The 15,320-nt window shown below is 48.7% G+C and carries 11 protein-coding genes; 9 read left to right on the forward strand and 2 right to left on the reverse strand.

The features are described from left to right. Positions 1 to 183: 183 nt before the first annotated feature. Complete coding sequence (locus ACFOLF_RS24080) at positions 184 to 1,197, forward strand: aldo/keto reductase (protein WP_210044806.1); 1,014 nt, start codon at positions 184 to 186, stop codon at positions 1,195 to 1,197. A gap of 110 nt (positions 1,198 to 1,307) precedes the next feature. Here ACFOLF_RS24080 and ACFOLF_RS24085 read toward each other — a convergent pair whose 3' ends face one another. Next, the gene (locus ACFOLF_RS24085; protein ID WP_379114307.1) at positions 1,308 to 2,420 is read right to left on the reverse strand and encodes an AbrB family transcriptional regulator; all 1,113 of its coding nucleotides are present in this window, start codon (positions 2,418 to 2,420) and stop codon (positions 1,308 to 1,310) included. Positions 2,421 to 2,653: 233 nt separating this feature from the next. Between ACFOLF_RS24085 and ACFOLF_RS24090 the strand changes: the two genes are divergently transcribed. Continuing rightward, complete coding sequence (locus tag ACFOLF_RS24090) at positions 2,654 to 3,541, forward strand: TetR/AcrR family transcriptional regulator (protein ID WP_210044807.1); 888 nt, start codon at positions 2,654 to 2,656, stop codon at positions 3,539 to 3,541. 54 nt (positions 3,542 to 3,595) lie between these two features. Here the strand turns inward: ACFOLF_RS24090 and ACFOLF_RS24095 are convergent, their stop codons facing one another. Further along, entirely contained in the window at positions 3,596 to 4,474 is an 879-nt protein-coding gene (locus tag ACFOLF_RS24095) for a helix-turn-helix transcriptional regulator (RefSeq protein ID WP_210044808.1), read from the reverse strand. A gap of 112 nt (positions 4,475 to 4,586) precedes the next feature. Between ACFOLF_RS24095 and ACFOLF_RS24100 the strand changes: the two genes are divergently transcribed. The 7 genes from ACFOLF_RS24100 to ACFOLF_RS24130 all read left to right on the forward strand — a co-directional run bounded on the left by ACFOLF_RS24100 (position 4,587) and on the right by ACFOLF_RS24130 (position 15,304). Beyond that, positions 4,587 to 5,717: a glycoside hydrolase family 88 protein gene (locus ACFOLF_RS24100; protein WP_210044809.1), complete on the forward strand. Its 1,131-nt coding sequence runs from the start codon at positions 4,587 to 4,589 to the stop codon at positions 5,715 to 5,717. A gap of 523 nt (positions 5,718 to 6,240) precedes the next feature. Then, entirely contained in the window at positions 6,241 to 7,008 is a 768-nt protein-coding gene (locus ACFOLF_RS24105) for an ABC transporter permease (RefSeq protein WP_210044810.1), read from the forward strand. 27 nt (positions 7,009 to 7,035) lie between these two features. Then, positions 7,036 to 7,923: a carbohydrate ABC transporter permease gene (locus ACFOLF_RS24110; RefSeq protein WP_210044811.1), complete on the forward strand. Its 888-nt coding sequence runs from the start codon at positions 7,036 to 7,038 to the stop codon at positions 7,921 to 7,923. Positions 7,924 to 7,979: 56 nt separating this feature from the next. Then, positions 7,980 to 9,608 carry an extracellular solute-binding protein gene (locus tag ACFOLF_RS24115; protein ID WP_210044812.1) on the forward strand — a complete coding sequence of 543 codons (1,629 nt, stop codon included), beginning with the start codon at positions 7,980 to 7,982 and terminating at the stop codon, positions 9,606 to 9,608. A gap of 352 nt (positions 9,609 to 9,960) precedes the next feature. Further along, positions 9,961 to 13,056 carry an alpha-mannosidase gene (locus ACFOLF_RS24120; RefSeq protein WP_210044813.1) on the forward strand — a complete coding sequence of 1,032 codons (3,096 nt, stop codon included), beginning with the start codon at positions 9,961 to 9,963 and terminating at the stop codon, positions 13,054 to 13,056. A 39-nt stretch (positions 13,057 to 13,095) separates the two neighbouring features. After that, positions 13,096 to 13,713, forward strand: a complete 618-nt coding sequence (locus tag ACFOLF_RS24125) for a hypothetical protein (RefSeq protein WP_379219531.1) — start codon at positions 13,096 to 13,098, stop codon at positions 13,711 to 13,713. A gap of 19 nt (positions 13,714 to 13,732) precedes the next feature. Further along, positions 13,733 to 15,304, forward strand: a complete 1,572-nt coding sequence (locus tag ACFOLF_RS24130) for a heparinase II/III domain-containing protein (RefSeq protein ID WP_379219533.1) — start codon at positions 13,733 to 13,735, stop codon at positions 15,302 to 15,304. The last annotated feature ends 16 nt before the right edge of the window (positions 15,305 to 15,320 follow it).

Consider the following 15,320-nt stretch of genomic DNA (forward strand, 5'->3'; position numbering starts at 1 on the left):
GGATAGACAAGTAGATAGGAAATAATTCTTGACATGGAGCATACTCCATCAGATAACATTCGTAAATGAAAGCAAGCAAGCTAAACCGGATCATCAAGGAGCCGGGAGAAGAACGAGGGATGGAGCCTGCATTCCCTTGGGAATAATGTACGGCAAGATCGTAAAAATAAGGAGGAGAAGCCTATGAAGCATAGAATTCTCGGCGGAACCGGCATATCGGTTAGTGAGTTCACGCTTGGAACGATGATGTTCGGAGCAATGGGCAATCCTGATCATGACGAGTCGGTGCGCGTTATCCATACGGCTTTGGACGCAGGAGTCAACTTCATCGACACGGCTGACGTCTATTCCAGAGGTGAGTCGGAGGAGATCGTCGGCAAAGCGCTCAAGGGACGCCGGCATGACGTGGTTCTCGCAACGAAGTTCGGTCTGCCCATGGGCGAGGACCTCAACCAGCGCGGGGGTTCGGCCCGGTGGATCAAACGCGAAGTAGAAGACAGTCTCAGGCGGCTCGGCACGGATTATATCGATCTCTACCAAATCCACCGTCCGGACCCGAATACCGACATCAGCGAGACGCTGTCAGCGCTCACGGATCTGGTCCGGGCCGGAAAAGTGAGAGCGATTGGCTCATCCACCTTCCCTGCCGAGCTGATCGTTGAGGCGCAATGGGCGGCACAACGCGGCGGCTGCCAACGCTTTCTAACGGAGCAGCCGATGTATTCCATTTTTACACGGAAACTCGAAGCCGCGGTGCTGCCAACCGCGCAGCGCTACGGAATGGGTGTGCTCACGTACAGTCCGCTGAACGGCGGTTGGCTATCCGGGCGTGCTGATCAAATGGCGAGTCACCGGGCGTCAGGAAGACCGACGCTTTACGATCTGGCGATACCGGCCAACCAGGCCAAAGCGGAAGCTCTGCGGAAACTTACCGCTCTTGCCAATGAGGCGGGGCTGCCGCTGCCGCATCTTGCACTGGCGTTCGTGCTCTCGCATCCGGCAATCACCTCGGTGATCATCGGCCCCCGCACGCAGGAGCAGCTTGAGAGTCTTCTGGCTGGCGCGGACCTGGAATTAAACGGGGAGATGCTCGACCGCATCGATGAGATTGTCCCTCCGGGCACGGACCTCAATCCGTCGGACAACTACGCCGCTGAACCGCCTGCTCTTACAGATAAGCGCCTGCGGCGCAGGTGATTTCTTCAAATTGATGGCAATAAGTACAGCTCCCAGCTTGCTGACAAGCGGGGGGCTGTTTTGAATTTTACTTATGAAAAGCATGCTTTTCCCGAAAGGCCGATGATCCGTCAGGACGCCATTTCCGCTGCCCTGCGCCGAAGCATCCCTTTGAAAATAACCTTTAGCACCGGCGGCACGACCAGAAAAATAAATAAGGTCCGGAATAGCTGGTAACAGGTTACGAATGAGAGATCGGCATCCAGCTCTTTCGCAATAATTCCCATCTGATCCATCGCCCCCGGCGAAAGGCTTAAAAAGCTGGTCGACAGCGGTATCGTATGCAGCCCGGTCAATATGAGGCTCAGAACAACCGAGCAGACCAGCAGTGCAATTCCGCTCATTAAGGCAAGCACAATGATTTTAAATTTATTCTTCAATTTCTCGGGCTGCAGGATAAGACCGAGATATCCGCCGATCAACAGCTGAGAAATGCTCACCAGCGATGGGGGAAGGGCAGGTCCTGAAAAACCGGATAGATGCAGGACAATCGTTGCAAACATCGGCCCCAGTAAAAATGCGGTTGGAAATTTGATTTTTTTCCAGAGCAGCGCACAGCCTGTACACACCACGGCATATACCAAAATGTGGGGAAATAGTCCTCCCCAGCTCGCAGCTGCGGCAGATTCTGCACCAGGAGGCGAATGCTGGAGCGAAGTTCCGAATAACGGACTAAAAATCAGCAAAGGGACAAAGAATATGATCATAATAATCCTGGAGATTTGCATAAAAGTGATAACCGTCAAATCAACGCCTTTTATCTCCTCAGCCAAGGCGATCATTTGATTCAGTCCCCCCGGGATACTTCCCATCAATATGGTTGGAAAATCCAGACCCGAGAATTTCGCCACCAGCCAGGCAATCAGATACGAGCAAATCAACAGCAGGACGGTAAGCAGGATCATCGAAGGCAGCTGCTTTCCAATTAGCCTGAACGTATCAAGCGTGAATGACAGCCCAAGCAAATAGGCTACGATAATCATTCCGGTATCGCGCATTGGCCCCGGCCAATAGGGCTTTACGGCTGTAAACAGCCGCGAACCGGCAAAAACAACAATCATGGGGCCGAGAAGCCAGGGAATGGGACAATGAATCCATTGAAACAGGAAACCGCCAATAACGGCAAGCACGACGGACAACAGAATTTGCACCCATTTCATATGAAACCAGTGCTGGTCTTTCATGATTGATCACTTCTTTTCGTTTGTTTCTGGCTCCTTCAGGCCTGAAGTCAGTGTCGATTTTAAAGACTTTCAATTTGTTTTATTGAGCGTATTGCCTCATCCATATCGGGCGATATTCTCCGGTTCCGTTCCTTAGAACTCATGAGTTCATTATATGACTATAGAGTTTTATGTGTCAATTCCTTTATTGACCCTGCCATCGAGGCATGTCAGAATAATAAGGGGTGAATGTTATGGAAGAGTTTGAAGAATTGAAGAGACAACAAATTTTACATACGGCCAAAGCCGTTTTTATAGAAAAAGGCTATTTCTCCGCCTCGATGAAAGATATAGCGGAAGCGTGCGGCATGGCCAAAGGCAGCATCTATAAAATTTTCGATTCCAAAGAAGATTTATTTACGGCGGTTTTCGAGACTTGTCATCAAACCATGTTTGAACAAGCCAGGGAATTGGACCGTCTCCAGGATAATGACGTGCCGCCCAAGGAGATATTACGGCGCAAGATCGAATTCCAGCTCCAATATACGTTTGAAAACTTCTTTTTCATGAGCGAGTTCAGAGAACTGCCTATTACCAATAACGAGAAGTTCATTGTAGCCTGGAAGAACAAACGGGCCGCACTGCTTACCTGGCACCGCGATTGTTTTCATGAAGCTTACGGGGATCGTATTGAAGATTATATCTGGGATATCGTGGCTATATTTAGAGGACTGCAGAAGGAGTATATTGCCTATGCGCATCAGAAGGTGATTGCGCTGCCGATGTCAGAGCTGGCTCTTTTCTTCGTTGAACGAATGGACGCTGTTGTCAGCGATATGTTGCGGAGTAAAACCAAGTCTGTACTGAACGGGATCAATATTTACTTTAACCATATCAATCCTGCAGATCCGCACACGCAAAAGGAAACGGTTCACGATTTTCTGAACGCCTTCGCCGCCAGGATTCAGGAGCTGCAAAAGCCGGAAAATGCCCGCCAGGAGCTGCAGGAAGTGATCGGTTTGCTGCAGCAGGAGCTTAAGCAGGAAGCTCCCAATCGGACCCTGGTTCATGTATATACAACCTTTCTTGAAACGGCTGTGGAACTGAGGCCGTATGTCAGGCAGCTTAACCTGCTGATTTAGAGGCGGGTTGTTCCTGCTTATTGATGGATAAGAAGGGCAATGCAGCGTCAATCCTTACATCTTTACCTGTAAATCGTGAATGGTTCTCCGGTAATTTTCGGGAGTGATCCCTTTATTCTTCTTGAACATCTGGCAGAAGTAGGATGAACTCAGGCCGCCCACCTCAAACGCAACTTCCCGGATCGTTTTGGAGGTGTTTGCCAGAAGCGAGCAAGCCTCCCTGATCCGGCGGAACGTAATATGATCCGAGAGGGTAATGCCTGTGGACGCTTTGAACAAATGCGACAGATGATACGGAGACAGGAACAGATCATCGGCCATTTCTTCCAGGCGGAAGGGGCGGTGATAATTTTTTTCCACCCACTCCGTTATGTTCTCCACATGTCTTAAAGCGCGCGGACTTGCATGGGCACCGGCACCGGAAAGACTTTCCGCAAATACGTTTTGCTGCAGAAAACGAAGCAATCTCAGCATGACAAGACCAAAGCTTTCTTCATGCTCTGCAGACGGGGCATGACGAATCTGCTGCACTTCTTCCAAAATGCCGGTCAGAGGATATCCTTCCTGAAGAGAAAACACCTGTTTAGGCAAATTGCCCTTCCACAGTCTTTCATAAAACCGCAGCAGACCGGGAAAGGGAGCCAGATAAGCGGACAGCGAATGAGGATCAAAGGTCAGATTGGTACGCACATATAGAGAATTGGAGCTGGAAGGCACATCGACAAGATGCAGCTGATAGGGCTGAATCCAGATCACGGTTCCCCTGCCAAGCGGATAATATTTGCCCTCCAGCATAACCTCGCCTTCGCCTTCGTAAATATACAGCATTTCAATTCCCCGGTGGGCATGGTACCAGCGGGATTTTTCCGTTTTTTGCTTATAGCTGTAGGAGAATGACCCTAATTCAAACTCGATCCGCTGCAAGAAGGACATCAGGCAGGTTTCCTTTCAAATTCGCAATTTACCTATATAATAGCACAACAAATCAACGGTAGACTGATCCTATAATAGGTGCTGAAAGCAAAAAAGCACATAGGAGGCATTCATGAGCTGGAAAACCGCAATCGAACAAACCATCCTTTCAACAACCGCCAATATGAACCGTTTCAAGGACAAATTTCCGCATGTAAGCAATGGGGACGGCAAGTATGAGCTAGTGAACAATACAGGCTGGACGGAAGGCTTCTGGTCGGGAATCTTATGGCTGAGCTATGAATACAACCAGGATCAGGCAATCCGTGAGGCCGCTGTTCAAAGCGTTGCTTCCTTCAAAAGAAGAATGGAGCAGGGGAGTCATCTGGATCATCACGATATCGGATTTCTGTATTCCCTGTCCGCCAAGGCGCAGTGGATTGTGGAGCAGGATGAATCCGCCAGGGAACTGGCCCTGCAGGCAGCGGATGTTCTTATGAAACGGTGGAGGCCGGAATCGCAGCTTTTCCAGGCATGGGGACAGGTAGGAGATCCGGAGAACGGCGGCCGGATCATAATCGATTGCTTGATGAACCTCCCGCTGCTGTGCTGGGCCACCGAACAGACGGGAGACCGGAAATATGCGGAGGCAGCCTATATCCATGCCGAGAAGAGCAGGCGCTTTCTTGTACGTGGGGATGACTCCTCCTACCATACGTTTTATTTTAATCCGGAGACAGGCGATTCCATCCGCGGTGGAACACATCAGGGCTTCAAAGACGGTTCGACCTGGACCCGCGGCCAAGCCTGGGGGATTTATGGCTTCGCGTTGGCTTACCGCTATTTCAAGGAGCCGCAGTTTCTGGAAGCGTCCAAACGGCTCGCGCGGTATTTCATCGCCCATCTGCCCGAGGACCATGTGGCCTACTGGGATTTCGACGCTCCTCAGACCGCTGGCACTCCAAGGGACAGCTCGGCTTCCGCGATTACCGCATGCGGCCTGCTCGAGCTTATCGAGCACCTGCCGGACGATGATACGGAGCGGGAATTCTTTCTGACGTCGGTCCAGCAGTCCATGACTTCCCTTATTAATCATTACTTTACAGCCGGAGACAGGGACGAGCAAGGCTTCCTGAGACATGGCTCGTATTCCGTGAGAAGCGGCGCATCGCCCGATGATTTCGTGATCTGGGGCGATTATTTCTTCCTTGAAGCGCTGCTGCGGCTCGACAAAGGGATTCCCGGTTACTGGTACGGACGCTAATCCAGGCGAATTGTGGCCCGCAAGAAGACGCTTTGCAAAAAGCGGCTCTCTTGCGGGCCATTTTTGCATGACCCGGCCCACGCCGATTTTGTCGACGGATGCGGAAGGGCGGAGCAGGGTGAAATAGTCTGGAGTAGCGCAAGGAGTAAAAATACATCAAGTTTTGTAAAGAAAAATCATTCCTTTAAAATATGAAAGCGTTACAATAAATACAGGCAATGAAGTGAAGGGAAAGGAACGAAAGCGATTCCATTGCTGTGCGGACAGATTCATGGGGCATGAAGGATAAGCGCTTTCTCAAGATGTTAACAAACAAGAGAGGCAGGAGATGAGCGTGAGTGCAGTAAATGGGGAAATTGGATTAAATATCCATAATCCTAAAAAAAGAACAGGCATACTTCCAACTTTAATGAAGCAGAGATTTCTATTCTTGCTGCTGCTGCCCGGTCTCATTTATTTCTTACTGTTTAGATACGGTCCGATGTATGGCATTCTTCTTGCTTTTAAGGAGTATGACCCGCAGGTGGGCATATTCGGAAGTCCGTGGGTAGGCTTCAAGTATTTCCACCAGATGTTTGAAATGAAATATTTTTGGACCGTCACGGGAAATACGGTGAAAATTAGTCTGTTGAAGATTCTCGTAGGTTTTCCTACACCGATCATTTTTGCCCTGCTGTTGAATGAACTGGTTTCCAACAAATTCAAGCGCATTGTGCAAACGATTTCATATCTTCCGCATTTTCTTTCCTGGATCATTGTAGCGGGCCTGATATTTCAACTGGTATCGCCAAGCTACGGTTTATATGGATTATTGGCGGATACCTTTAGCTGGAAGCCTCAAGTGCTGCTCGGCGACAGCAAATCTTTTCTGCAAATCCTGCTGGTTTCCAATGTATGGAAGGAAATCGGGTACAGCAGCATCATCTATTTAGCCGCCATTGCCGGGATAAACACGGATATGTATGAATCTGCCACCATCGATGGCGCAGGACGGTTTAAACAATGTCTATACATTACGATCCCCAGTATATTGCCTACCATAGCCATGCTTTTTGTCCTTGGACTCGGCGGGATTCTGGATGGCGGCTTCGATCAGATCTTTAACCTTTACAATTCCATGGTCATGCCAACGGCTGATATCATCGATACATTTGTATACCGGGTCGGCCTTGTGGAAATGCAATACAGCTTCTCCACAGCAGTCGGCATAGCGAAAAGCGTTATTGCGCTCATACTTGTATTGGCTGCCAACTGGATCGTAGGCAAGCTTTCTAATTATACGGTCTTCTAGCTTTTAACGGAATAAAGGAGTGTACACATGAAAAAAAGCATAGGGGCAAGAGCATTTGATATCTTTAATATCTCCCTAATGGTGTTCATATGTCTGACTGTTGTATTTCCATTCGTCCAGCAAATCGTGATTTCGCTTAGTCCGTCCAATGAATCGGGCGAAATCGGCCTTCACCTGTTTACCAGCAACCCTACCTTTGACTCCTATACGCAGATTTTTGCAACGGGCTCCATATTGGAAGCCTATTACTGGACCATCCTGCGCACCGTGCTGGGAACCGTTCTTACGGTTGTGGTTTCGGCCATGCTTGCCTATCCGCTGTCGAAAAGATATCTGCTCGGAAGAAAAATGTGGATGGGCTTGATTATTTTCACGATGTTTTTTGGAGGCGGACTGATTCCGACCTATTTGCTTGTGAAAGAGCTGCATATGCTCAACTCAATATGGTCACTGGTACTTCCCGGGCTTTGCAGTGCGTATACCATCGTAATCATCCGCAATTTCTTCACTTCTTTGCCTGTTGAGGTTGAAGAGAGCGCTTATATGGATGGGGCCAATGATTTTACCATTTTCTTCAAAATTGTTTTGCCGCTGTCAACGCCTATTATCGCAACCATAACCTTGTGGTCCCTGGTAGGCCAATGGAATGCCTGGTTCGACGCGATGATTTATATATCGAATGGCGAAATCAAGGTATTGCAAATCCTCTTGAGAGATGTGCTTAATAATGCCCAGGATGCTGCGATGGCGAGTGTAAGAGGAGGAGAGATCGTAGACAGCTCCGGGCAAAATTACACCGCGGAATCGGTAAAAGCGGCCATACTGCTCGTTACTACCCTCCCGATCATAATGGTTTATCCTTTCCTGCAAAAATATTTTGTCAAAGGAATTATGATCGGCGCCGTAAAAGGTTGATAGGGCTTCAATGTATTCACATATAAATCATATCCAAGAAGAGGGGAAAATCATCGATGAAAAATGTCAAATGGCTTTCAGCATCACTTTCTATGGTCATTGCCGGCACGATTGTTATTTCGGGTTGCACGTCATCCAACAATAACAAGAATCAGGCTGCAGAACCGGCAGGGCAGGCGGCGGACACACAATCAAGCCAGACCAAGAACGATTACACCGTCAATGTATTTACCACAAGAATTCAGCCTGATCCAAATTCTGAAGTCATGAAGCAGGTGAATGAAAAGCTTGGTCTCAATCTGAAAATAACCGCCGTTCCCGATGCCGATTACGATACCAAGCTCAATCTCTTCGTGGCATCGGGCGATATGCCTGATGTGTACAGCGGCTATACATCCAGCAGCGACGCTCTCTTTAACACAGCCGCAAATTTGACGGAAGACGAAGTCAAGCAGTATGCCCCCAATATCTATGCGTCATTTGTCAGCAGAGCGGGCGCTCAAAAAGACCACGTCCTGGATTTATGGTCCAAGGACGGGCAGCTTAAAGGCTTCAGTAATGGCGCTCTGGGCAACTCCTTGCCGTATGGCGTTGCGGTCCGTTCGGATATATTGGCGGAGCTTGGGGTCGGTATGCCCAAAACGATTGCGGATTGGGATAATGTGTTGAAAAAGTATAAGGAGAAATATCCCGACAATTACCCGATCACCGTTCAAAACGGCGGAGAAGGCCAGGCAATGTATTACTTCCTGTCCGCATATGGCGTAAGGCGCGACGCGTGGGTCTACAAGGATAACACGATTCAGTATGCGCCATTTATGCCTGGAATGAGAGATGCGCTTATTCAGCTTAACAAATGGTATGAAGCCGGTTACATCAACCCTGAATATTATACGATGTATCAAAACACATCGGCGCCGGTGAATGAGTTTGTAAAGGGAAATGCGCTCTTTTACCAATACTACAACACCACTTTCCAGATAAGCCCGCCTTTCGATGAAGGCAGCATCGGCGCCCAGTTAACGGCCAATTTCCCGAATGCCAAGCTCGAATGGGCGCCATTCCCAACCCTGGGAGACGGAAGCAAGGCGCTTGTTGCCAATGCACCGATGTTCACGAATATAACCTTCTTCAGCAAAAAATTAGAGCAGGACAGAGACAAGCTGCATGCCATCCTGACAGCATGGGATAAAATATTCAGCGATCCGCAGATGTATACGCTTGTCAAATATGGCTTGAAGGATACTCACTATACGACGGTTAACGGCGCTATGGTTACGAAGCAGGAGTTTTCAACCAATGACGCCAAAGCCAAAGAAGGCTTCGGATGGCCCTTCAACAGCGGGTTCGATGCGACAGATGAAGTGAACAAGGTCGTTCTTCCTCCTTTTGTTCAAGAAAACAGACAGAAGCTGCTCTTTGACGATAACGGATTATACAGCCAGAAGAATGTCGACTATCTGGTTACAACGGACAAACCGACAGTAGAAGGCCCGATTACGTCGGAAGCCGGCGAAAATCTGGATGTCCGCAACCAAACGTATCTGACCCAATGGAACACCATGTTCACCTCCGTCATCGTGGGCGAGAAGAAAATCGAGGATTTTGACAGCTTTATTGCGGATTGGAAAAAACAAATCGGCGATGAACTGGTCTCAAGCGCCAACAGATTGTATAACAAGTAAGTCCGGTGATTAACCGGCGGAGCAGCATGGTTTTAAAGGTTTTAGGTCGTTTTTAATCAAAAAAAGGTAGTATGAGATCAGCTTTCTACCGATCTCATACTACCTTTATATTTCTCGCAAACCGGTGAATAACAGGCGGAGCAGGCGGAAACAGTCTGGAGAAGCGCAAGCTGAAAGCTTTCGCAAGAAAGCTGCTTCGGAAGCATCCACTTACGACCTTTGTACCCCGAACAGCTCCTCGACAAGTGACAAGCGGCTAACCCGCTTGTAACACTTGCGAGTATCGGAAGACGTTTCCGCATGCGGAGCCCGTCCTTTTCACCGTATCAGTAAACGAAATGAGGAGATAGATATGCTGAACGAAAAACAGACCGAACGAATGCTGGGCAAGCTGAAACGATTTGAGCACACGATTGAACCCTACATCTTCACCAAGGTGGATACCTTCGAGGTTGAAATGTACCGGACGCCGGAAAGACTCCATCAAATACCGCAAAGCCATCTGTTCAGCAGGGCCGATTCAGGCGAGAGCTGGGGCGGCGAGGGGAACTATTGCTGGTTTAAGGGCGAGTACCGGGTTAAGGACGGATTGGAGCATCAAGCCCTCTTTCTTAAACCGCATGTCGGAGGACATGAATCGCTTCTGTGGGTCAATGGATCGCCTTTCGGGATATTTACGGCAAGCCATGGCAATCACTACTGCGATCTGCTCAAATCAGATGCAGAGCGCGGAGAAATCATCGACATTGCATTGGAATCCTATGCGGGTCATTTCTCCATTGCGAGCCAGCCCCTGGCCGCAACACCGCGCTCCGACTATATGCACAAATACATATCGATGGAAATCTGCGTGAAAAACGATAAAATGGCGGATTTTTACTTCGATCTGAAAACCTTCAATCAAATGGCCGGCGCATTGGACAAGAACAGCTTTGTCAGGGCCAATATCATCAAAACATTAACGCAGATCCATGAGATTCTTTATTATTCTCCCGACAATATCGAGCAGGAAATATTCAATGATGCCGTCGGGCAGGCCAGCGAATTAATCAAAACCTTATATCAATACAAGAATACCTCACTCGCCCCCGTAGCGGCCGTTATCGGCCATTCCCATATGGATACGGCATGGCGCTGGACCATCGAGGAAACGATCAAAAAATGCACCCGCACCTATTCCAATCAAATCAGCTTGATGGAGCAGTATCCGGAGTACAAATTTGTACAGAGCTCCGCTTATCACGGAAAGATGATCAAGGACCATTATCCCGAGTTGTTCGAAAAAATAAAAGCTGCGGTAAAAGCGGGCAGATATGAACCGAATGGAGCGGTCTGGATTGAGTGCGACGGCAATCTGGTAGGCGGGGAAATGATGCTGCGGCAGTTTCTGTGGGGGCAGCGGTTTACCCGGGAGCATTTTGGCTACACGTCCAACTGCTTTTGGCTGCCGGATACGTTCGGATACAGTCCTTCCATTCCGCAAATTATGAAGGGGTGCGGGGTCGATTATTTCCTTACGACCAAAATGGCATGGAACGATACGAATAAATTCCCTTACGATACCTTTTACTGGCAGGGACTGGATGGTACGAGAGTGTTGACGCACTTGAACAAAACCCATTTGTGGCCGGATCCGGAAACCTGCATTGACTCCGTATTTGACGGCCATAAATCCAGAGACGCGATAACCGACAAGACGGTATCGAATATGCGGCTGCTGGCGTACGGTTACGGCGACGGCGGAGGAGGGCCGCAATTTGAAATGATTGAGATGGCCCGGAGATCGGCCGATCTGGAAGGTTGTCCGAAGGTGGAGACGATGTTCGTGGGCGAATTTATGCAAAGGCTGGAGCAGTCGCTGACAAACCCTTCCGTATATGCGGGCGAGCTCTATCTGGAGCTTCACCGGGGAACGCTCACGAACCAGCATACGATCAAACGCAATAACAGATTGTCGGAAATACGGCTGCATGATCTGGAATATCTCACCGTCCGGAACGCCGTCCATCATGATGCCATATGCATCGATACGCATATCAAGCCTCTAGTAGAGACGCTTCTTGTCAATCAATTTCATGATATATTGCCAGGAACGTCCATTCCGGCGGTCCATGACCGGAGCATCGCGGAAACAACGCATATCATTCAAGCCGCCGATGAATTAATCAGACAGGCCGTTCCGGCCAAAGCTGCGGAGAACAGCATTTCGGTCCTCAACACCTTATCCTTCGACCGCAGCGATGTCATCTATCTGGATGATGTGGAGGGGTATGTTGTAAAAGGAGGCTACAAACAGCAAATTGTAACGGATATTTCGGGCCATCGCAAGCTGGCTGTTTCGGACGTAAAGCTGGAAGCTCTATCCTCCGTAGTGCTTGAACGGGTGGAAGGCTATCCCGCTGAAGGCTCCTGCTTTACCTATGACGGCACTGTCCTGGAAACGCCATTATACAAAGTGGTTCTCGATGAGCGAAAATACATGGCGTCCATTATCGACAAGAGTCTGAACAGGGAGCTGAGAGGCCAGGGCTATGCCTTGAATACGCTGCTTATCGCCGAGGATGTGCCCACAGCCTGGGACAGCTGGGACATCGACGCCGATATTGAGCTTAAGTTCAAGGATAGCGCTGTTCTTCTGGGTAGCGAAGTCATATCGGACGGACACGTCGAGTTCAGAATCCGCAACCGCTATAAGCTGACCGCCAAATCAAGCCTGATTCAGGACATGATTTTTTACAGCGGCAGCAGGCAGGTGAAATTCGAAACCTTGATGGATTGGCAGGACGATCACAGACTGCTGAAGACCGTATTCGATACGAATGTGTTTGCGGATTTTGCGAGACAGGAGCTGCAATTCGGGTACATCAAGCGTCCGACAACACGGAATACGGATATGGAGAAAGCAAAGTTCGAGGTTTGCAACCACAAATATACCGATCTCTCGGAAAACAGATACGGCGTCAGTATCTTGAATGACTGCAAATACGGCATATCCGTCCATCATTCACAGGTTGCCCTGACCTTGCATAAAGGCGGCTGCCGTCCGGATTACCGCGGAGACAAGGGGGAGCATATGTGCTCCTATGCTTTTCTGCCGCATAACAGCGGATTTGATGCGGATTCCGTAATCAAGCCCGCCTACGAATTCAATTACAAGCCGCTTATTATTCCGGGCGAATGCAGCTTTGAAAAGTTTATCAGCGTCAGCGCGCCCAATATCATCATTGAGGCGATCAAGCCATGCGAAGATAATGATAAAGCCTATGTAATCAGACTGTATGAAGCGGAAGGCACGTATACGAATTCATCTTTGGTCTTCGGTCAAGCTGTCAGGCGGGCCGCAGTGACCAACATGCTGGAGGAAGAAATTCAGGAGCTGGAGGATAAGAATGATATGCAGCTGAGCTTTAAGCCGTTTGAGATCAAAACGATCAGGATCAGCTATTAAAGCCTGGAAACGGCTTTGGACGAAAGAGGGAGGATGAATATGTTATTTGATCATCATTCGATCGCGCGGATTCGGGACGCTATCCGTAAGGATCCCTATGCGGCCAATAGTTTTGAGCTGCTGAAAAAAGACATCCTGTCCGTTGATTATACATTTGTCCAGGAGAAGCATAAGCTTCTTCTGGAATTAAACCATCGGGCGGCTGACGAGGAGAAAGCGTATTATGAACGTACTGCCTTGACAAGAGAGCTGTCGGAATTAAGCGTCAACGCCTCTTTTCTTTATCTTCTCGAACCTGACAGCAGCCTTCTGCCAATTGTGAAAGGATTGATTTCCGCAGTATGCAGCGCTGACAGCTGGTCCAATCTGGGGCCAAACTTCAAGGTGTGGAAGTCGGATCTGACTACGGCTGATATAGGCGTGCATATTGCGATTGCATTAGAGAATATAAAAGCTCAAATGCCAGAGGAGTATATTCAGGAAGTAACCTCTACATTGCTCCATAATAGCTTTTATCCCTTGTACGAGGAATGGCTGTCGCCGGAAAACCATGTGAATGCTCTGGATACGATGGGGCATAACTGGTGGAATGTCTGTATAAGCGGAATGGGCGTAGTTTTACTTACAGCCGGTAAAAGCAGAGTCCCCCCAATTTGACTCCTGCCTGGATCAAATTATGGATTCGTTAAGAGAATGGATGAATTACCCCGGGAATACCCTGCAAAATAAAAAGGCCAACTTCGGAAGTGACGGGGACTACATAGAGTATGTCGGGTATTTTATGTATGCCTTCTCCAATTACTGTATATTCAATGAAATGTTGAAAAAAGATGATCGACTGGATGCCTTGGATTTCAGCGAGTCGGAGGAAAAGACGGCGGATTTCTATTCATCCTTTTTTCATAGACTGTGGGATGGACCGAGGCTTGCCGATTTTGGAGACATCTCTCTTCAAGTTGAGAAGCACAGCCAGTATATTTTTTATTTATGCGGCAAATTCAACAAATCGTGGACGCAGGAGAACTTCAAACAACTGAACGCCCGGCTTGCTTTGCCCTATGAATTCTATTTTTATAATCCCGATATAGCCTCGAGCGGTTGGCTGCCGCCCAGAGAAAAGATCTTTCATGATTCGGGATATGCCATCATACGCAGCGGTTTTACGGCGGACGACACTTCTTTTATGATGAAAACGGGAGAAAGCTGGAATCACAATCATGATGATGCCGGAACGTTCGAGCTTGCCTGCAGAGGACAGCTGTTTATAACGGATTCGGGCAACTGCAGCTATGGCGATCCGAATTATGTGCAGTACTATATTAAGCCCCAGGCGCATAATGTGATCCATTTCAACGGCGGTCAGGAGCCGGACGATATCAGGTACCATGGCACCAAGTATATGGGCAATTTCCCGGCCTTTCTGTCGACGGAAACGTATAAATATCTTCTCGCGGATTGCGCTGGCCCCTTCATTAACCAGTTCCAGCGATATTACCGCCATGTCATCTTTATCAAAGATATGATTGTCATGATCGACGATCTGTTTACCTATGAAGAGGGAAATCTGCATTATAATCTTCATGTGAACGGGAAAGTGGAACTGGATGCGAACCTCGCTGTTCTGACCAGCCATGGCGTGCAGCTTGAAATACACAGCTTGTTCCCGCGAAATAAAGAGTGGCAGCTGCAGTCCGGATACGCTCATGAAATCAAGAATGGAGGCTCCGCTGCGCCGGTCCAGCCGGAGGTTGAATATTTGCAAATATCAACGCCTACGGAGAAACGGAGGGAGAAGTTCATTCATTGCTTCAAGCTGCCTTCGGGCAGCGCCAGCGAGGTTCGAGTCACGGCTGACGAGGGCGAATGGGCCAAGGAAGTCGTTATTGAAAGAGAAGACGGCACGGAACGCATCATTTGCAATATGCGCGCAGACGGAAGAGTCATGCATCAGAATTCCTCCCTTACGTACAAAAATATAGAGACCGATGCGTTTATCATTTACATCAAGAGCAGCCATGACGGTAAAATCCTTCAAGTCGCGCAGCATAACGGCAGCCTGTTGAAAATTGACGGCATTTGTTACATCTCTTCCATGCTGAAAAATGACAGTCTGTTGAATCTGGAGGACGGCAGCATTACGGTACACAACACCTCCGATGCCAGCTGTTATTTTAAGACCTCGCCGGATAACCAGGCGCAGCCCGGAAAATTCAAACTCAAGGCTGGCACAAGCACTTTAAAAATCTAGCACGCCGGAGATTACA

Origin of the sequence: Paenibacillus sepulcri (genome assembly GCF_042647105.1) — a bacterium.
Classification (GTDB): domain Bacteria; phylum Bacillota; class Bacilli; order Paenibacillales; family Paenibacillaceae; genus Paenibacillus_Z; species Paenibacillus_Z sepulcri.